Annotated in this window: 18 protein-coding genes; 4 read left to right on the top strand and 14 right to left on the bottom strand. The window is 67.2% G+C overall.

The window, feature by feature from the left end:
* Nucleotides 1-21: 21 nt before the first annotated feature.
* The 8 genes from PV768_RS02110 to PV768_RS02075 all read right to left on the bottom strand — a co-directional run bounded on the left by PV768_RS02110 (nucleotide 22) and on the right by PV768_RS02075 (nucleotide 8,587).
* Nucleotides 22-1,296, bottom strand: coding sequence for an AGE family epimerase/isomerase (locus PV768_RS02110; protein ID WP_421092143.1), 1,275 nt, complete (start codon nucleotides 1,294-1,296; stop codon nucleotides 22-24).
* A 44-nt stretch (nucleotides 1,297-1,340) separates the two neighbouring features.
* The gene (locus tag PV768_RS02105) at nucleotides 1,341-2,084 is read right to left on the bottom strand and encodes a sulfite exporter TauE/SafE family protein (protein ID WP_421092142.1); all 744 of its coding nucleotides are present in this window, start codon (nucleotides 2,082-2,084) and stop codon (nucleotides 1,341-1,343) included.
* On the bottom strand, nucleotides 2,085-3,524 hold the full coding sequence (locus tag PV768_RS02100; RefSeq protein WP_421092141.1) for an NAD-dependent succinate-semialdehyde dehydrogenase: 1,440 nt from the start codon (nucleotides 3,522-3,524) through the stop codon (nucleotides 2,085-2,087).
* A gap of 79 nt (nucleotides 3,525-3,603) precedes the next feature.
* Nucleotides 3,604-4,419, bottom strand: coding sequence for a carbohydrate ABC transporter permease (locus PV768_RS02095; protein ID WP_157238958.1), 816 nt, complete (start codon nucleotides 4,417-4,419; stop codon nucleotides 3,604-3,606).
* Nucleotides 4,420-4,423: 4 nt separating this feature from the next.
* Nucleotides 4,424-5,386 (bottom strand): carbohydrate ABC transporter permease, encoded by a 963-nt coding sequence (locus tag PV768_RS02090; RefSeq protein WP_421092140.1) that lies wholly within the window; start codon nucleotides 5,384-5,386, stop codon nucleotides 4,424-4,426.
* The gene (locus PV768_RS02085; RefSeq protein WP_421092139.1) at nucleotides 5,383-6,669 is read right to left on the bottom strand and encodes an ABC transporter substrate-binding protein; all 1,287 of its coding nucleotides are present in this window, start codon (nucleotides 6,667-6,669) and stop codon (nucleotides 5,383-5,385) included. Before PV768_RS02085 ends, PV768_RS02090 begins: the two co-directional genes overlap by 4 nt.
* Before the next feature lie 90 nt (nucleotides 6,670-6,759).
* Nucleotides 6,760-7,644 (bottom strand): aldolase, encoded by an 885-nt coding sequence (locus PV768_RS02080; protein ID WP_421092138.1) that lies wholly within the window; start codon nucleotides 7,642-7,644, stop codon nucleotides 6,760-6,762.
* 28 nt (nucleotides 7,645-7,672) lie between these two features.
* Nucleotides 7,673-8,587 carry a PfkB family carbohydrate kinase gene (locus PV768_RS02075; RefSeq protein WP_421092137.1) on the bottom strand — a complete coding sequence of 305 codons (915 nt, stop codon included), beginning with the start codon at nucleotides 8,585-8,587 and terminating at the stop codon, nucleotides 7,673-7,675.
* A gap of 142 nt (nucleotides 8,588-8,729) precedes the next feature.
* On the opposite strand from PV768_RS02075, the gene PV768_RS02070 reads away from it, so the two are divergent.
* From PV768_RS02070 to PV768_RS02060, 3 genes are all read left to right on the top strand, one after another.
* On the top strand, nucleotides 8,730-9,872 hold the full coding sequence (locus PV768_RS02070; protein ID WP_421092136.1) for a Gfo/Idh/MocA family protein: 1,143 nt from the start codon (nucleotides 8,730-8,732) through the stop codon (nucleotides 9,870-9,872).
* Between the two features lie 70 nt (nucleotides 9,873-9,942).
* Entirely contained in the window at nucleotides 9,943-10,725 is a 783-nt protein-coding gene (locus PV768_RS02065; RefSeq protein ID WP_157238954.1) for a DeoR/GlpR family DNA-binding transcription regulator, read from the top strand.
* Nucleotides 10,722-11,654, top strand: coding sequence for a 2-hydroxyacid dehydrogenase (locus PV768_RS02060; protein ID WP_421092135.1), 933 nt, complete (start codon nucleotides 10,722-10,724; stop codon nucleotides 11,652-11,654). Before PV768_RS02065 ends, PV768_RS02060 begins: the two co-directional genes overlap by 4 nt.
* Before the next feature lie 114 nt (nucleotides 11,655-11,768).
* Here PV768_RS02060 and PV768_RS02055 read toward each other — a convergent pair whose 3' ends face one another.
* The 4 genes from PV768_RS02055 to PV768_RS02040 form a co-directional block, all read right to left on the bottom strand.
* Nucleotides 11,769-12,632: a hypothetical protein gene (locus PV768_RS02055; protein ID WP_421092134.1), complete on the bottom strand. Its 864-nt coding sequence runs from the start codon at nucleotides 12,630-12,632 to the stop codon at nucleotides 11,769-11,771.
* Nucleotides 12,629-13,174, bottom strand: coding sequence for a hypothetical protein (locus tag PV768_RS02050; RefSeq protein WP_421092133.1), 546 nt, complete (start codon nucleotides 13,172-13,174; stop codon nucleotides 12,629-12,631). The genes PV768_RS02055 and PV768_RS02050 overlap by 4 nt, the downstream gene beginning before the upstream one ends.
* A gap of 772 nt (nucleotides 13,175-13,946) precedes the next feature.
* The gene (locus PV768_RS02045) at nucleotides 13,947-15,206 is read right to left on the bottom strand and encodes an MFS transporter (RefSeq protein WP_421092132.1); all 1,260 of its coding nucleotides are present in this window, start codon (nucleotides 15,204-15,206) and stop codon (nucleotides 13,947-13,949) included.
* Nucleotides 15,203-15,580, bottom strand: coding sequence for a MarR family winged helix-turn-helix transcriptional regulator (locus PV768_RS02040; RefSeq protein WP_421092224.1), 378 nt, complete (start codon nucleotides 15,578-15,580; stop codon nucleotides 15,203-15,205). Before PV768_RS02040 ends, PV768_RS02045 begins: the two co-directional genes overlap by 4 nt.
* Before the next feature lie 212 nt (nucleotides 15,581-15,792).
* Between PV768_RS02040 and PV768_RS02035 the strand changes: the two genes are divergently transcribed.
* Nucleotides 15,793-16,386, top strand: coding sequence for an SOUL family heme-binding protein (locus PV768_RS02035; RefSeq protein WP_421092131.1), 594 nt, complete (start codon nucleotides 15,793-15,795; stop codon nucleotides 16,384-16,386).
* A 70-nt stretch (nucleotides 16,387-16,456) separates the two neighbouring features.
* Here the strand turns inward: PV768_RS02035 and PV768_RS02030 are convergent, their stop codons facing one another.
* Both PV768_RS02030 and PV768_RS02025 read right to left on the bottom strand, forming a co-directional pair.
* Nucleotides 16,457-17,932, bottom strand: coding sequence for a mannitol dehydrogenase family protein (locus PV768_RS02030; RefSeq protein ID WP_421092130.1), 1,476 nt, complete (start codon nucleotides 17,930-17,932; stop codon nucleotides 16,457-16,459).
* A 4-nt stretch (nucleotides 17,933-17,936) separates the two neighbouring features.
* The gene (locus PV768_RS02025; protein ID WP_421092129.1) at nucleotides 17,937-18,911 is read right to left on the bottom strand and encodes a carbohydrate kinase family protein; all 975 of its coding nucleotides are present in this window, start codon (nucleotides 18,909-18,911) and stop codon (nucleotides 17,937-17,939) included.
* Nucleotides 18,912-18,913: the final 2 nt, after the last annotated feature.

Genomic DNA, 18,913 nt, shown 5'->3' with positions numbered 1-18,913 from the left:
CTGCACCTGCACCCGCAGGAATCAGCGGCCTGCAGGGTCCTTGTCCTGGCTGGTCCCGGTGATGCGTGCGTCCAGCAGGCCCGCCGCAACTGCCGGAGCCAGACCGGGTGCCAGCGGAAGGCGCGGGACCACCAGGCAGTGCCACAGGTGATAGATGTCCGCCTTGCCGGACCAGACGGTGGAGGTGACATTGCCGTTCTCGTCGAGCTCCTGCTTCCAGGACCCGTGCTCGTAGTCGATGAACCAGTCGCGGGCGTGGTCCCAGATCCGCTCGTACCAGTCCGCATACTTCTTCTCGCCCGTGGCGATGTAGAGGGCGGCCGCGCCCCCGATGGCCTCTGCCGGCACCCACCGGATGCGGGTGGTGACAACGGGCTTGCCCTCCCAGTCCACGGTGTAGACAAATCCCGGGTGGCCGTCCGGCTCCCATGCGTCACGGATGGCTGCGTCGAACAGGCCCCTGGCGTCTTCCAGGAGCCAGGTCGGAACGTCCAGGCCGCGGGCTTCGAGTCCGGCGCGGAGGTGGAGGAGCAGGCGCGCCCACTCGACCCAGTGGCCCGGCGTTCCGCCGTAGGCGCGGAACTGGCTGGCCCGGTCATCGGTGTTGTACTCCGGCATGGGGTTCCACTCCGGGTCGAAGTGTTCGAACACCCGGTAATTGTTGTTGCGCGCGAATTTGTGGATGAGCACCTCGGCGATGTGCAGGGCCCGCTCAAGCCAGCGGTTCTCCCCGGTCACGTCAGCGACGATCAGATAGGCCTCGACCGAATGCATGCTGGCGTTTCCGCCCCGGTATGCCTCGGTTTCGGTGAATTCCCGGTTCCACGAGTCGAAGCACATGTTGGCCTGGTGGTCCCAGAATTTCGTGTCGGCGATCCGGAGCGCCTCGTCGAGCAGTTCGCGCGCACCGGGCCGCCCTGCGGCGACGGCACTGGCAGCGGCGAGGAGCACGAACGAATGCTGGTAGCCGGACTTCGTATCGTTTACCGGTCCGTTTTCGTTGACCTCGGCGTACCAGCCGCCGAACTCATCATCGTGCAGGGCCCCGTTGAGTGCCGCGATCCCGTGGTCCACGAGTGTTGCGGCACCCGGCCGTCCCATGAGGGCGGCGACGGAAAAACTGTGGACCATCCGGGCGGTAATCCAGAGATGGGTCGGCTTGTCGGCGAACACCTTGCCGTAGTTGTCGAGCCAGCCGAATCCTGTCGGGACCTTTGAGGCCGCGGCGAAATTGATCAGCCGGTCGGTTTCCGCCTCGAGCCAGCGTGCGTGGGCGGCACTGTTCAGCCACGTCATGTTGTTTCCTCTCTCTGTTACGGGTGCAAGCGAAGTTGTTGGGGTTACCCGACGGCGTCGAGGACGCCCCGGATGATGGTGGCGGCCGCCCCCAGGTAGGCCAGGATGATCAGGAGTATCTGCGCGGCGCGGGCGGGGACATACTTCGAAGCGATGTCGCCCAGCACCAGCCCACCCAGGCAGGCCACGCCCACGGCCACCCACATGCCCCACGGAAGCGCGGGAAATGTGGCCGGCGCGGTCAGTGCCTTGGAGATCAGCGAGAACGTCCCAATGGTGAAGAAGTACGGCTGCATGGTGGCTGCGAAGGACTTGTGCTGCCACCGGGTGGCGATGGAGTACATGCTGACTGCCGGTCCACCCACGCCGGCGGCTGTGTTCATGAACCCGCTCAGGCCGCCGGCCGTGAAGAGGTAGCGCCGCCGTGCCGGAAGGGTGACGGACTTGAGGGCCAGCAGGACAGTCAGTCCGACGGCGAGGATCACCCCGATGCCGATCTCCAGCACCGCCGGTGGAACGAGGCGGATCAGGAAGGCCGCGGGGATGATCCCGAGCAGGGCCGAGGCCGTGAGCAGAAGGTACCGTTTCCAGTCAATGTCCCGCACCACGCGGAAGATGATGGCCCCCGCGGTCACGGCACCGCACATGTTCACGAGCACCACGCCTTCCACCGGGCCCAGGAGCAGGACCAGGAAGGGTGCAGCCACCAGGGCGAAGCCCATTCCGGTGATGCGCTGCATTCCGGCTCCCATCACCACGGCGCCCAGCACCAGCCCGGTGGTCAGCACCTAGGGCCTCCAGGCCACGTACTGGACCTCCTCGAATTCCTCCAGGCCCAGGCTTGATCCTTCCCGGCCCAGCCCTGACTGCTTGGCGCCGCCCATGGGCGCGAAGGCCACGGACGGGAGTGGATCGTTCACGCCCACGATGCCCGCTTCGAGCTGCTCCGGAATGTCCCAGCCGCGCCTGGGGTTGCTGCTCCAGACGTAGGCGGCCAGGCCCATTTCCGTGGCGTTGGCTTTGCGGATGGCTTCCTCGTCCGAGGAGAAGGTTACGACGCCGGCTGCCGGGCCGAACACTTCCTCCGTCACCAGGGGTGCGTCGTCCGGGACGTTCGCCAGCAGGGTGGGTGCCAGGAAGGAGCCCTGGCCGGGAACATCGGTGCGTTGGGTGACGCGTCGGGCGCCGCGCTCCAGGGCATCGTCGATCAGGGCCTGGACCGCGGTGACCCGGTCGGCGTCGATCATGGGACCGAGGTCGGGAACCTGGCCGCCGCCGTCGGGAACGCCGTGGCCGATGCTCATCGCGTCAAAGCGCGCGGCCAGCCTGGCGGCGAACTCCTCGGCGATGCTGTCCTGGACCAGGAACCGGTTGGCGGCCACGCAGGACTGTCCGGTGTTGCGGAGCCGGCCCAGGACGGCACCCTCGACGGCGGCATCCAGGTCGGCGTCCTCGAAGACTATGAAGGGCGCGTTGCCGCCCAGCTCCAGCAGCGGCCGGACCACCCGTTCGGAGGCGGAGGCCATGATCTGCCGGCCCACGCCCGTGGAGCCGGTGAAGCTGACGGCCCTGACCGCGGGGTGGGACATGAGGGCGGCGGTGACCTCGCGGGAGGGGCCGTGGACCAGGTTGACCACGCCGGCGGGGAACCCGGCGTCGTGCAGGACTTCGAACAGCCCGGTGGCAGCCAGCGGGGCCTTTTCGGACACCCTGCCCACCACGGTGCAGCCGGCGGCCAGCATCGCGGCGAGCTTCCGGGCCTGGATGGAGACCGGGAAGTTCCAGGGCGTGAGGCTGAGGGCCACGCCGATGGGTTTGCGGAGGCTCAGGTGGCGGCGGCCCTGCAGTTCGGGCGGGCTGACGGTGCCGGTGGCGCGGCGCGCTTCCTCGGCGAACCAGCGGAAGTACTCCACGGAGAAGTCCACTTCGCCTTGCGCTTCAGGGAGCCGTTTGCCCGCTTCAAGCGCCAGGGTGTGGGCAAGTTCGTCGCGGCGTTCGGCCAGGAGGTCGGCGGCGTTGCGGAGCAGGTCCGCCCGGTTCCGGACGGTGGTGCGCGACCAGGAACTGAAGGCCTCCGCCGCGGCGTCGGCGGCCTTGGTGGCATCCTTGCCGGTGCCCCAGGCCACCTCGCCCACGGTGCTGCCGTTGCCGGGGTCAGTCACGTCCTTGGCGGTTCCGGCGGTGTTCCAGGTGCCGTTGACGAGGTGTTGGGCTGACTTGAGGTTCACGAATGATGCCTTTCATTGGGCTGGAAGGGGTCCATTGCGGCGGGGCGGGCGCGGCTGGCCGCCGTCGTCGTCGTGACGCTCATCCCTTGCTGGCGCCTGCGGTGATGCCGGCCACGAAGTAGCGCTGCAGGAAGACGTAGGCCACCACCACGGGAAGGGAGGCCATGATGACGCCGGCGAACAGCAGCGGGTAGTTGGTCTGGAACTCGCCCTGGAAGCTGAGCAGTGCCAGCGGCAGGGTGCGGTTGCCGGGGGACTGGATGAACAGCAGCGGGTACAGCAGTTCGTTCCAGTGGATCACGAACAGGAAGATGGCGGCCGCGGCGATGGACGGGGCGGACAGCGGCAGGGCGATCGAGACGTAGGTCCGCCAGGGGCCCGTGCCGTCGATCGAGGAAGCCTCGTAGAGTTCCTTGGGCAGGGTCCGCATGAACCCGCCCAGGATGAAGACGGCAATGGGCAGGGTGGACACCAGGTTCGCCACCACCAGGCCGGCCAGGCTGTCCAGGAGACCCAGCCGCCCGAACAGCACGTACAGCGGCACCATGTTCGCCTGGGCGGGGATGGCCATGCCCAGGACAAGGAAGCCGAAGATGGCCCAGGACATGAAGCCGCGGAGCCGGGAGACGGCGTAGCCGGCCAGACTGGCAAGGAACAGGGTGAGCGGAACGGAGATGGCGGTGACAATCACGCTGTTCCAGAACGAAGACCCGAGATCCTGGCCGCCGATCACTTCCGCGTAGTTGGCGGGGGAGAGGGACTGCGGCAGGCTGAACGGCCCGGCGAACAGTTCCTGGGTGGACTTGAAGCTGCCGAACCCCACCACGGTCAGCGGAACGATGATGATGACCGCGTAGATCGCGAGGATTCCGCGGCGGGTTATTGACGCGAGCATGCTGTCATTCCCCCTTCGGGGTGAGGCGGAGCAGGCGGCGCTGCAGCCAGGTGACCAGGGCGATCATCGCCATGAAGATGATCGACTGGGCAGCGGCGTAGCCGAACTCCGAGTTGGCAAAGGTGCTGTAGATGCGCGTGGAGAGGATGTCCAGGGACTGCTTGGGCGGATTGCCCGCGATGCCGAGGATCAGGTCGAAGGCCTTGAACGACTGCACCGTGGTGTAGGCCACCACAATCGATGTTGCCGGGGCCACGAACGGCCAGGTGATGGACTTGAACTGCTGCCACTTGTTGGCGCCGTCCATTTCCGCGGCCTCGTAGAGTTCCCGCGGAATGGCCTGCAGGCCGGCGATGTAGACCACCATCATCTGCCCGGCGTGGAACCACACCTGCGTCACGGCCACCCAGTACAGGGCCTGGGCGTCGTTGCCGAGGTAGGAGCTCTGGAGTGACTCCAGGCCCACGCCGCCCAGGACCGAGTTGGCCAGGCCGAAGTTGGGGTCGTAGATGAACTTCCAGATGAAGGCCACCGAGACCGAGGACAGGATGGTGGGGAAGAAGAACAGCGCGCGGAGCAGGACGCTTCCCCGGGAGTTCTTCGTCAGGAGCAGCGCCAGGATCAGCGAGAACAGCGTCTGCGCGATCACCACCAGCAGCACGAACTTGAGGTTGTTCGTCAGCGCGTTGGTGAACAGCGAGTCCTTGGTGAAAGCCCGGATGAAGTTGTCCAGGCCCACGTAGTTGAACGCCGCCGAGAAGCCGTTCCAGTCCGTGATGGCGTACTGGAAGGCCTGCAGGGTGGGCATCACCAGGAAGAAGGCGATGACGGCCACCGCGGGAAGCGGGAACAGGTATAGTGCCGGATTCACCCGCGTGGGCGAGCGGCGCCGCTTCTTCGCGTCGTCAGTTTCCGTGTGGTTGTCCGGCGCCTTCCGTGTGGGCGCCGTCCCGGGATGGATGCTCATAGCCGTTCATCAACAATCTTCTGGGCGGCCTCCGCTGCCTGCTCCGGGCTGGTGCCGGAGATGACGGCGGTGGCGCTGGCTTCCACGGCGTTGCGGACATCGAGGTTCTGGAACTGGAACCGCGCCGCCAGCGCCGTCTTCTTTTCCAGCCACGGGCTCAGCCGCTTGAGGTCCGGGTTGGTGTAGTCCACATTGTTCACGGACACGTGCTGGGCCGTCTTGTTGGCGTAGTAGCCGGCGTTCTCCGGCTCGGAGAGGAAGTCGATCCAGGCGGCCGCCGCGGCCTGGTTCTTGCTCGCAGAGTTCACGCCCAGGATGAACGTGGCGTTGTAGACGCCCTCGTACTTGCTGTTGCCGTCCGAGGTGTTGGGGAACACCAGTTCGATGGGGAACTGGGCGCCCAGGCCGCGGACGGCGGCGATGTGGTAGGAGCCGGTGGCCAGCATGGCGGCCTTCCCCTGCGAGAACAGGTTCTGGGCCGGCTCCACGGCGGTGCCCGTGGCGTTGGGCTGTAGGTAGGGGACCAGGTCCTTGTACTGGTTGAGCATCTTGATGAACCAGTCGTCAGTGACCTTCAGCTTGCCCTGCTCGATCTGGGCGCACATGTCGTCCACGGGGGCGTTGTTGGCGATCATGTTGTTGAACAGCTGGCCGCCGTTTCCAACATCGCCGCCCGGCCAGGAGATGGGAATGACGCCGGCCGCGGCCAGTTTGTCGCACATGGCCAGGAAGGAATCCCAGTCCTTCGGGGCAAGCTCGGCGCCGGCCTTGTCGAACAGGTCAACGTTGGCCATGGGCATGGGGAAAACCACCTGGTAGGGCAGGCCCAGCTGGCTCTCCCCGGACTTGCCGGCGGAGAGCAGGCCTTCCTGGTAGTTGGAGACAGCCTTGCTGCCCTTCAGGTCCGTGTAGATGCCGGCGTCGGTGAAGTTCTTGAACTGGGCGCCGCGGAAGGTGGCAAAGGCGTCACCGATGGAGCCGCCGCGGAGTTTCTGCAGGGCCTGGGCGTTGTAGTCGTTGGACGTGGAAATGTCCTGGGCAACCTCTACGCCCTCGTGCATGGCAGCGAAGCGCTTGATCAGTTCGTCGAACACCGCCTTGTCCTCGCCGCGCCAGTGGGCGAAGGACACCTTGCCGGTGACGGCTCCGGTGGAGGGCGCGGCCGGGCCGGTGGCACCGCCGGGCGCGGTGGAACCGCCGGGCCCGGCACATGCTGCCGCCGTGGCGCCGAAGCCCAGGGCTCCGAGAACAGCGATGGCCTGCCTGCGTGAAATCTGACTCACAATAATCTCCTCGTTGAGTGTTTGCTGTGCCTTGTTTACTTGACTGCGGAAAGGGTTGCCACGGTCACGACGCTTTGGCTCCCCGGGTGCTTAGGCGTTGGTCCTTTGGGCGGTGACCACGTCGTCCACCACGGCGCAGAGGCGCTGCAGCCGCCGGACGGCGTCAGTGGACAGGGATTCGACGACGTCGGGCGCGCCGATGCAGGACGCCCAGACAGCGCGTCCGGAGAGGAAGCCGCTGGCACCTTCCAGGCAGGCCCACCGGACCGCATCCGGGAAGACGTCCTCGGGGACACCGGAGGAGAGCACCACCCAGGGGCCGTCGATGGCATTGGTCAGCTCGGCGCAGGCGGCCCGGACCTCTGCTTCGGACGCCTGGCCGTGGAACGGGACTTCGGCCTTGTACAGGTCAGCGCCCAGGCTGCCAAGCTCCTTGGCGGCGGCGAGGATGCCGGCGTTCCAGTCAAAGTCTCCGCCGGCCAGCGGCTTGCGGGAGACGGGCTCGATAATGCTGATGAGTCCGGCGGACTGGCACCGTTCCACGAATTCGCGGACCATTTCCACCCGGCCTTCGGCGGGCTCGTCCGGGCGGTAGAGGACCAGGAGCTTGAGGGCCTTCACGCCCAGGGCCTTGTACTTGTGCGGGTCCACCAGGCGGTCAATGGTTACCTCGCCCACCAGTTCGCCGTGTGCGGATTCGAAGTGGTCCGCCGAGGCGATCAGCCCGCAGCCGGGGTCCACCACGTTGTCCTCGATGGCCTGGTCGAGGGCGAACTGCCGGTCGATCAGGACGCCCGAGGCGTAGGGGGTAAGGATTTTGGCGGCCTGGAGCTTGAAGTCCTGGAGGTCCTGGTCCGTGACGGGCTGGTCCGTGTGCTCGGCGAACATGTTGCGCATGGCCTCGCGCTGGTCCACGGCGAGCATCGCGAAGGCGCCTGACGGGCGCTGGAGGGGTGAGAGGTCTGTGGGGCTCATGGGCTGCTTCTTTCAGCTGGGCGTTGGGTTAGGCGGGCAGGTTGGTGGCTAGGACAGGAGTGATGGTCTGGTGGGGGATGGCGGAGCGGCCGTCCAGTCCCTGGCAGGACGCGGAGGCGGTGCGGCCGGCAAAGGCTGCAGCCTCCACCAGCGGCAGCCCTGCGGCGACGGCGGCCAGGAGGGCGCCGTGGTAGACGTCGCCGGCGCCCAGGGTGGAGACGATGTTGGCCGGGGTGGCGGGCACATGGACCGGGTCGCCGTTGCCGTCCTTGACCCAGGCCCCCTCCGAGCCGGCGGTGGCCACGACGGCGGAGGCGCCGTCGTCGACCGCTTTTTGAAGGAGCGCCGGGGCGGAAAGCTGCTCGCCGTACTCTGCGCGGAGCCGTTCGATGGTGGGGACGTACAGTGCGACGCCCTTGGGATTGAAGGACGGGATGGGGTTGCCGGCATCCACACTGATCCTTAGGGTGCCAAGGTCCCCGCGTGTGGCGGAGGCGACGGCGTTCCAGCCCAGGTGGTCCACGTGGACCCAGGCTGCCGACTGCAGCAGTTCATGGAAGCGGCTGCCGGCCGGAAAGCTGACCGGCGGCACCGGACGGGTGACGATGGCCCGGCTTTCGGAAGCCTTGCTGACCACGATCACGCTGGCCCCTGTTTTGACGTCCGGGTCGCGGATGACGGCGGAGGTGTCAACGCCTTCTGCCTGCAGGCCGGCGATGATGCGGTCGCCTTCCTCGTCGGTGCCGAGGACACCGGCGAAGGCTGTTGCAGCTCCGGCGCGGGCTGCTGCCACGGCTGCGGTGGCGGCCGGACCGCCGCCCGCGGTCGCGAAATCCGCGGCAACGGTGCGGCTGTCCGCAGCAGGGTAGTCCTCCACCAAAGCGATGGAGTCAAGTGTGGCGCACCCTACGAAGAGCAGGGTTCCAGTTGACGGTTGGGGCACGTTCCACCTCGTTGTAGTTCCGGCTGGTACTGAAGAAATATACACACGCTATGTTGGAATAACAACACTTTCTGTATAGTTCTGTTTGGGATGCAACGCCGCGGTCCCCCCAAAAACTCAACGTAGAGAAACGGAGCAGCTCATGTCATTGCCTTCTGCGGAACCGGTCCGGACCATCCGATACGGCCTCATCGGCGCAGGCCACATGGCCCGCGAACACGTCCGGAACCTCGCCCTGATCCCCGGAAGCCGGATCACCGCAGTGTCCGATCCCCAGCAGTCCTCCCTGGAGGAGACTGTTGCGGAGATCGGGTACGGGGTGGAGACGTTTTCCTCCCACCAGGAACTGCTGGCCTCCGGCCTGGTGGATGCACTCGTGATCGCCAGCCCCAACGACACGCACCTGGGCATCCTGAAAGACATCTTCGCCAGCGGAACCAACCTGCCCGTGCTCGTGGAGAAGCCTGTGTGCACCACCGCCGAGCAGGCCGATGAACTCGAGGCGCTGGCCGCCGGCTACCCGGCGCCCGTGTGGGTCGCGATGGAATACCGCTACATGCCGCCGGTACAGGAAGTCATCCAGGCTGCGCACACCGGCAAGCTCGGCAACATCTACATGCTCTCCATCGTGGAGCACCGCTTCCCGTTCCTGCACAAGGTGGATGCCTGGAACCGCTTCGCGGAGCGGACCGGCGGAACCCTGGTGGAGAAGTGCTGCCACTTCTTCGATTTGATGCGGCTGATCCTGCAGGATGAGCCGGTCAGGGTCTACGCCAGCGGCGGCCACGACGTGAACCACATGGACGAGGTCTACGACGGCCGCGTGTCGGACATGATCGACAATGCCTACGTGATCGTGGACTTCAAGGGCGGCCGCCGCGCCATGCTGGAGCTGTCCATGTTCGCCGAGGGGTCCAAGTTCCAGGAACGGATCTCCATCGTGGGGGATGCCGCCAAGATCGAGACGCTCATCCCGGTGGCAGCCAACCACTGGATCCCCGGTGACGAGGCGGAGGCCACCGTGGAGTTCAGCCCGCGCTCGCCGCTGGGCCCTGAAAAGCACGAGGTCCCGGTGGATGAGGCAGTACTGGCCGCGGGCGCCCACCACGGCTCCACGTACTACGAGCACCTTGGGTACCGGAAGGCGATCCTCGGCGAGGGGCCGGTGGAAGTAACGGTTGCAGACGGGCTGCAGTCGGTCCGGATGGGCCTTGCGGCCGAACGTTCAATCGCGGAAGGACGCCCCGTGGAGCTTACGAATGCCGGTGCCGGGGTACGACACTAGGTAAGTTGGTGTTGGAATTGCAACACTCCGCCGAGCCTGGTGTCCGGCGCATGGTCAGAAAGAAGGGGTTATGAGCATTGCACGTGGGGATGCGCCGCTGACGCCCCGCCAGCGCACCATCCTGGACGAGCTGGGCCGGCGGGGGTTCATTTCCACCACCGATCTGGCCGAGACCTTCGCGGTCTCGGACATGACGGTGCGCCGGGACACGCGGGTGTTGTCCAAACTGGGCCTGGTCCGGGTGGTGCACGGCGGTGTGAGCGCCATCCATGGGCAGGGCCAGAACGCGGACTTCGCTGCCCGGGTCCGTGAGGATGCCGAAGCCAAGCTTCGCGTGGCCCGCGCCTGCGTATCCATGATCGGGGAGCGGGACGCGATCATCCTGGACGCCGGCACCACCACGTACCAGATTGCGCAGGAGCTGCCCGCCGCGTTCAAGGGGACAATCATTACCCACTCGGCCCCGGCCATCCAGCGGTGCCTGCAGCTGACCTCGGCACGGACCATCTGCCTCGGCGGGGAACTGCTGCTGGACAGCCAGGCATTCAACGGCCCCATGACCGTCAGCGCTGCGGCCGGGCTGCGCGCCAGGACCGCGTTCATTGGCGTCAGCGGAATCCACGACGAGGCGTTTTACATTGAGCGTGACGTGGAACGCGCCACTAAGATCGCACTCATGAACTCTGCGGAACAGGTGGTAGTGGTGGCAACACACCAGAAGATGCTGCGGTACGCGCTGGCCCGGCTGGCGGCCTTCGACGCCGCGGATGTCCTGGTGACGGACGCGCCCCCGCCGCGGGAAATCGAATCGGCGCTGCGTGCGGCGAACGTCAAGCTCGTGGTGGCGGCATGACCGCGCCGCTGCGGATTGCCCTGCCCGACCAGAAACTGGTGGACGCACTGGGGCCGGCTGCCGGCGTCGAATTCTTCGTATGGGACTTTTCCGGCCCTGCCCCCGCCGGGCGTTTGGACATCGTGGTGCCGCCGTACATGCGCGGGCCGGAGGTGCTGGCTGCGCTGGAGTCCGTGGAGATCGGCCTGGTCCAGAGCCAGTCCATCGGTTACGACGGCGTGGCGGACGTCCTGCCCGCGGGTTGCCTTTTCGCCAACGCGGCAGGCGTGCATGAAACGTCGACGGCGGAACTTGCCCTGGGCATGATGATTGCCAGCCAGCGCGGCATGGCCGACTTTGCACGGAACCAGGCCACCGGGACCTGGGACAACAGGCAGCGGCCCAGCCTGGCTGACCGCCGGGTGCTGCTGGTGGGCTACGGGGGAGTGGGCAAGGCCATCGAGGCCCGGCTCCTGCCCTTCGAAACGCAGGTGACCCGGATGGCGAGCCGTGAACGCGAGGACGCCGGCGGAAAGATCTTCGGGATCGACTCACTGTATGAGCAGCTGCCCCTGCACGACATCGTGGTGGTCAGTGTGCCCCTCAGCGAGCAGACAAAGCAGCTGGTGGACGCAAAGTTCCTGGCAGCAATGCCTGACGGGGCGCTGCTGGTGAACGTGGCCCGCGGGCCGGTGGCGGACACGGACGCGCTGCTGGCGGAGACGTCCTCGGGCCGTTTGCGTGCTGCGCTGGACGTGACGGACCCCGAGCCGCTGCCCGCTGACCATCCCCTCTGGACCTCGCCCGGCGTGCTGATTACCCCGCATGTCGGCGGGGCCAGCTCGGCGATGTTCCCGCGGATGGTCCGGCTGATCAAGCAGCAGATCGGGCTGATGCTGGAGGGCAAGGAGCCGGTCAATGTGGTGCTGGGCGGCCCGTCCCGGAGCTAGGTTTTGCGGTTTACTGCAACGCGGGGTCACTCCCAGCCGAATAATTGACCGTTATTAGGCCAAAAGCGACCCCGTGTTGCCTGTTGAGGGGCGGCCGCGGGCTTGTTGGTGGGGCTATCTCCGGAATTCGATGCGGACCGAGTTGTCGTCCGGCAGGACGATGACCGTTCCGTCCCGCGGCGCCCAGCCGTCGTGCAGGAAAAAGAAACGTCCGCCGCTCAGCACCAGCAGGCGCAGCCCGTCGTACCGGTAGAGCGGAGCTTCGCCGTTGCCCACCTTCACTTCGGTGACCGCGCCGGAGCCGATGCCCAGCGGCTTGGGCGAATACACCTCCGCCCGGGGCATGAACTGGACGCCCTGCTCGTAGTCCACGGCCAGCCGCCGGCCCAGCGCCTGCGCATAGTCGGCCGTGCCCCAGAAAAGCAGCAGCGTCACGATGCTCAGGATCAGCGTGGTTTCCACCGCCCGCTGCTCGGCGCTCAGGGCCGGCACCTGGGTGTTCCGGCCCAGGCGGCGGAGGTGGACGCACCAGGTGGCTACCAGTACGCCCAGGGCCATCAAATACGGCGAGAAGAGCGCCGTCCGGGTGCGATCAACCACCGCCAGCACCAGGCTGACTCCGACCACAAGCCCACTGATCAGGGCGCCGATGCCTGCGGCCCGCAGGATGACGGCGCGTCCGCGGTCCTCCTCGATCCGCCGGCGAAGCAAGCGGTCAAGCGCCAGCCAGGCAACGCTGGCGGCAAGGATGCAGACCAGCGGCAGGAAGAGCGCGTTGATGCTGATGAGCAGGTAGTCCTGCACTGTGTATCCGAAGAGGCTGACGTTGAGGCCCATGTAGGCCGCCTGCGCGTCGGCGCGTGCCCAGCCGAAGTAGAACAGCAGCGCCGTGGCAACCGTGACCGGCGGGCCGATGGCAGAGATAACTCCGACGGCGCGGGACCATGAGGAACGCCCCTCTCCGTCGCCCTCCGTCACGGTGCGGAGCCCGGCGCCGGGCACGTACTCTGGTCCGCGGCGTACTCGAAGGAAGCGGATCCCTGGACCTGCCAGTCGGCGTCGGCAATACTCACTTCGGCCGTGGTGGGTTGCCCTTCAGCCAGTGGCGGTGCCAGGAAGTAGAAATCCAACGGGAAGTTGGTGTCCGTGAAGCTCTGGCGCTGGCTGACCAGTGCCGTGGTGGTGCCAACGTTGACCGAACGGACGGTGCCGGCGGGGAGGCCGGTGACGCTTCCGTCCAGGATGAGCACGTCCCCTGCACAGACCTGGAAGGGCTGGCTGTCGCCCGCATCATCCTGCACGGCTTTGAGTTCCGGAACGCAGGCGGTTCCGGGGCGGGGGGCAAGCTCAATGACGGCATCCGGCTTTTGTGTCCGGACGGCAGCGATATTGCTGAGGATCTGCTGCGCGGCTTCAGACCAGCAGTCAGGCGGGGACGTCGACAGGGCAGGAACGCCCGCATCCCAGGCAGCCTGGTCACCCTTCAGGCCGAAGCAAAGCGTCCGTGCTGCCTCTTCCACGGTATTGAAGGGTTCGGAGAAGCCAGGAACCGACTCACAATTCAAGTCCTTCAAACGCACATACCAAATTGGATCCCCCCTGCCGACCGGGCCTATCGGCAGCCAGTCGAGCACCACGGTCTCGGGGGCTGGCGGCTGGGCAGCGGCGGGCGGACCGGGCGGCGGCGCGGGCGGTTGGCCGGGAGCCTGCGGAGCGGGTGCCGGTGCCGGGGGCTGGGCAGGGGCGGGTGGACCGGGTGGCTGCGCCGGACCGGGCCCCTGCGGCTGTCGTGGCACGGGCGGCGGCTGCGGGGCCGGTGCCGGATCCTGGCCTTGCGGAAGGCTTTGCCCGCTGTCAGGACCGGAGCCTGAAGCATCAGGGCTTGAATTATCAGAGCCTGAACCGCCGGATCCGTCCGGTCCCCGGCTGGCGCCGCCGCCGGCCGTTTCTTCGGCGGGGCGATCCGACGGCGATGCATCCTGACTGCTTTCGCTGGACGAGGCGGCAGGGCTGCTGGCTGCCGGGCCACTCCTGTCCTCTGTCGACATGCAGGCGGACAGAAGCAGCGACAGGACCAGCGCCCAGACAAAGGCGATAGGGTGGCGGCGGCTGTAGGAGTGCATCTCGCACCATCACTGTCTCTGTATGCCGAACTTCCAGCCTTGGGTTGGGTGCCGGGATCTCCGGCGGGGAGGCCCAACCTCGCAGGGTAGTTGCGTACACCGGCATTAAACGCTCCAGGCGTTACTGTGCCGTTACTGCGTGACCTGTGCGGTTTCCATACAGCGTGCTCTATGCAGCGTGCTGGCGCTTCCTCCGGAACACCATCCGCAGGTGGTCGCGCACGCCCAGGCTGCTCCTCCGGCTGGCCACGATCACGCCGGAGGCCGCGGCCAGCAGCACGATGACACCGCCGGCGGCCACGGACCAGCGCGCGCCGAACTCCGTGCCGATCCAGCCCATCAGGGGCGCGCCCACGGCGGTGCCGCCCTGCAGGACCGCCAGGTAGAGCGCCAGCACGCGCCCACGGAAGCGGGGCTCCACGGAGAGCTGGATGCTGGTGTTGCAGCTGTTCAGGAACGTGATGGACGCCAGCCCGATCGGAACCAGGACGGCCGCATACAGCCAGAACGACGGCGACACACTCCCCAGGAGGGTAAACGCGCCGAGCCCCAGCGCACCGCCCAGCAGGAACCGCAGCCGCGGCCCGGCCCGGCGTGCCGCAAGCAGCGCGCCGCCCAGCGTACCCACCGCCATGATCGAACCAAGAAGCCCGAATTCGCCCGGGCCGGCGCCGAACTCAGTTGTGGCCATCAGCGCGTTGATGATGGGAAAGTTCATTCCGAACGCCCCCAGGATGCCCACCAGGACCATGATCAGCACCAGGTCCGGGCGGTTGCGCACGTAGCGGACGCCTTCCGCCACCTGGTGCCTGCTCCGTGTTGCCGGGGCGGCGGGCACGAGTTCTGCGGTCCGGATCCGGAAGAGGGAAACAATGACGGCGGCGAAGCTGGCTGCGTTCAGGAGGAAGACCGGTCCCGTGCCCATCCAGGCAATGAGTACCCCGGCAATGGCAGGGCCGGTCAGCCGGGCTGTGTTGAAGGACGCGGAGTTCAGTGCAACGGCGTTGGAAATGTTGTCCCGCCCCACGAGTTCTGACACGAAGGACTGGCGTGACGGCGCATCGATGGCGCTGGCTATTCCCAGGCACAGGGCGGCCAGATAGGCGTGCCACAGCTCCGCGGCGCCGGTCACCACCAGGAGCCCGAGCACCAGCCCGGTCAGGCCCATGGCCACCTGCGTCCACAGCAGGATCGCCCTCTTTCGGTAGCGGTCCGCCAGCACTCCGCCGTACGGGCCGAGCAGCAGCATGGGGAGGAACTGCAGGCCGGTGGTGATGCCGACGGCGGCGCCGGAGTAGTCGGTGAGGACGGTCAGGACCAGCCAGTCCTGCGCCACCCGCTGCATCCAGGTCCCGATGTTGGACACCAGCGCGCCGCTCGCCCAGATCCGGTAGTTGCGGTTTTCCAGTGCACGGAACATGGCGCTCATTTGCCGCTCATCTCCTGCATGATGCGTGCGGCCCGGCTCAGGACCAGCCGGTCTTCCTCGCTGAGCCCGGCCACGCGTTGCGCGAGCCACGCGGTCCGCTGGTTCCGGGCCTCTTCAAGGACGGCCCGGCCGGCGTCGGTGATGTCGATGTGAACCTGGCGGCCGTCGTCGGGGTTTGCCGCCCTGGAGACGAAGCCCAGTTCGGCGAGGGCGTTGACGATCCGGGTCATGGACGGGGCCTGCACGTGCTCGCTGGTGGCCAGTTCGCGGAGGGTGCTGGGTCCGCTGCCGTTGAGTAATGCCAGCACCGTGTACTGGCCCGGCGTGATGACGTCGCCGGTTGCCTCGACGCGGAGCCGCCGCGAGGTGCGCATCACGGCGGTCCGGAGGTCAATGGCCAGGGTGTCCGGGCCGGTCTCCCCGGTAATGCTCTCGTTCTTGGCTGTGGTCACGTCCGTGAGCCTCCCAAAAATGCTTAGCAATGCTAATTAGTCCTGCTAATAAGTATGCTCCCATTTGGAAGAGGCGGCAAGCCGTCGCCGGGTATGGCGGCTTCCGCCAGGGCTGGCGTAGGCTCTGGTGGACCATGACAGAACGGCAACCCTACGAGCTGGTCCGGCGCTATCCGCACTTCGAACTGCGCCGCTATCCCGGGTACGTCGTGGCCGAAACCAAGGTGGCCGCCACCTTTGACCGTGCCGGAAACATGGCCTTCCGGCGCTTGTTCAACTACATCAGCGGGAGCAATTCAACCCGCGGGAAGCTGGCCATGACCGCCCCGGTTATCCGAGAGCCCGGATCGCCGCAGAAGCTGGCTATGACCGCCCCGGTGCTTCAGTCCGGTTCCCTGGCGGGAAGGGGCGGACCTGCCGAGTATGTGGTGGCTTTTGTGCTTCCTGCCGGCGTGACAGCTGAAACCGCGCCCGTTCCCGCCGACCCCGCCGTGACGGTGCGGGCCGTGCCCGGTTCCCTTGCCGCAGTGCTGCGCTTCTCCGGCAGCGGGTCAGCCGCCGCGTTCGAACGGCGCAACAGCGGCCTGCAGGCGGCACTGACCCTTGCCGGCCTGACGCCGGTGGGGCCGCCGCGGTTTGCCCGCTTCGATCCGCCGTTCAAGCCGTGGTTCCTGCGGCGGAATGAGGTTGTACAGGACGTTCAGGAGCCGGTGGACGCTGCGGGCTGACCGTCCCCGGCCGCCGCGTTCAGGAAGTTCGATGACGGCATAACAGGTCCACCGAGGCTTGCCCCCTGCCCTACTGGCCTGCCAATGCTTCAAGCGTGGCCCGTGAACCGGCGTTGTGGAGGCTTGTCAGCGCCCGGGTATACGCGGCGATGAATTCCTGGTTGCCGGCCAGGTCGCCAAAGACCTCCCGGTCCGAGATGAAGGCCAGCGGTTCCTGCCGCTGCCGGGCGGCTGAGGCCATCAGCTTGTCCCTGAGGCGGTCGACGACGTCAATCGGGTTGCCCTGCTCGTCGGCGCCTTCGGCATAGCGGGCCCAGCTGGCAACGATGGCGGCGGACCGGCGGATTTCCCCGCCCCGATCAAGGTTGATGCGGATGACCGGCAGCAGCCATTTGGGGATCCGGTCCGAGCTTTCCGCACAGAGGCGGGCAAGGGTGTCCCGGACGTGTTCGTTGGTGAAGCGTTCGATGAGGGTGTCTTTGTAGTGGGCGAGGTCCACGCCGGGCACCGGCTCCAGGGTGGGGGTGGCCTCCTTGTCCATGTAGTCGAGCAGGAACTTTGCGAACAGCGGGTCCTGGGCAGCTTCGTGGGCGTAGCGGTAGCCGGCCAGGTGGCCGAAGTAGCACATGCCCTGGTGGCTGGCGTTGAGGAGGCGGAGTTTCATCAGTTCGTACGGTTCAACATCCGCCACGAGCTGGACCCCGGCGTCCTCAAACGGGGGACGTCCAAGGCTGAACGTGTCCTCGAGGACCCACTGCTCAAACGGCTCGCACACCACGGGCCACGCATCCTCGATGCCGAACTCCGCCGAAACGGCGGCGCGGTCAGCGTCGGCGGTGACGGGCGTGATCCGGTCCACCATGCTGTTGGGGAAGGGAACGTTCGCGGTGATCCAGGCGCCGAGGTCCGGGTCCTTGAGCACGGCGAAGGCAGTGAACATCTTCCGCGCCACGTCGCCGTTGCCCTGGATGTTGTCGCAGGACATCACCGTGAAGGGGACCAGGCCGCGGGCACGACGGCGGGCCAGGGCTTCGGTGATGAGGCCGAAGGTCGTCCGGGGTGCTGCCCCCGGCTGGAGGTCATGGACCACGTCGGGGTTGCCGGCGTCGAACTCGCCGGTGACGTGGTGGAAGTTGTACCCGCCCTCGGTGACGGTGAGCGAAACGATCCGGACGGCGCCGGACGCCATCTTCTCGATGACGGCCTCGGGATCGTCAGGGGCGAACAGGTACTCGATGATCGAGCCGATGACCCGCCCTTCCCGGGTCCCGTCCGGGTTCTTGACCACCAGGGTGTAGAGGCAGTCCTGGCTGTCCATGACCTGTTTCATGCGGGCATCACCGGGCAGGACCCCCACGCCGCAGATGGCCCAGTCGAGGGACTTGCCGTCGTTCATCAGCCGGTCCAGGTACATGGCCTGGTGGGCGCGGTGGAAGCCGCCCACGCCGAAGTGGACGATTCCCGCCGTCAGAGAGGCCCGGTCGTAGGCGGGGACGGCCAAGGATGCAGGCAGTCCGGTAAGGGCCCGGGTTTGAAGTGCAGTCATGGGGCTAACCTTCCGCAGGGGCGGGCAGGCCGGGCGGTGTTCCGGCCGGCTTTCCGGACAGGGAACCCAGCTCGGCTGACGTGGGCGGGTTGGCCCCCGGCCGGGAACACGTGATGGCGGCGGCCCTGTTCGCGTAGGCCGCCAGGGCATCCAGGTCTTCGGGGGAGAGGCTCCGCAGGCGCGGCCTGTTGGCGGCACCGAGCGCGTCCCGTTGCGCCAGGCCGGCGATCAGGGCGGCCATGAAGGAGTCGCCCGCCCCCACGGTGTCCGCCACGGCGACCGTTTCGCCGGGCATCTCCACGCGCCCCTGCCGGGTCAGGACCACCGGTCCGTCCGCGCCGCGCGTCAGCGCAACCAGTGCCGGTCCCAGCGCCAGCCACGCGGCAAGGGACTCGTCCAAGGTCCTGCCGGGGTAGAGCCAGCGCAGGTCCTCGTCGCTGGCTTTGACGATGTCACTGGCGGCCACAAAGTCCTCGGCTTCACGGCGTGTGGCTTCAACATTCCCGCTGATGGCCGGCCGGCAGTTGGGATCGAAACTCACCGTCGCGTGCGGGCGTGCCGCTTCGGCCAGGCCCCGGACGGCCTTGTTGCCGGGTGGCAGGACCGTGGCGATGGATCCGGTGTGGACATGCAGCGAACCCTGCACCGCGGCAAGGGCCGGGATGGAGGCCCCGTTGACGTCCCAGCTGATGTTGAACGTGTACTCGGCTGCGCCGGTAGCGTCCAGGGACGCCAGCGCGGACGACGTCGGCAGGGAACCTCCCACGATCGGTTCAACATTGTTGGTGCGCAGGTGGTCAGCGATCAGCTTCCCGTGCGCGTCGTCGCCATAGTGCGTGACCAGCCTGGTCCCCAGGCCCAGCCGCGCGCACCCTACCGCGACGTTGAGCGGGCTCCCGCCCGGGTGCACCTGCTGCGCGGAGCCCCGGCCGGGGGCCTCAATGATGTCAACGAGCGACTCGCCGATGACGGTGATCATGG

The sequence above is a fragment of the Pseudarthrobacter sp. CC4 genome, assembly GCF_048957775.1.
GTDB lineage: Bacteria > Actinomycetota > Actinomycetes > Actinomycetales > Micrococcaceae > Arthrobacter.
The sequence above is the reverse complement of the archived record's forward strand: the minus strand, read 5'-3'. Positions and strand labels throughout refer to the sequence as shown.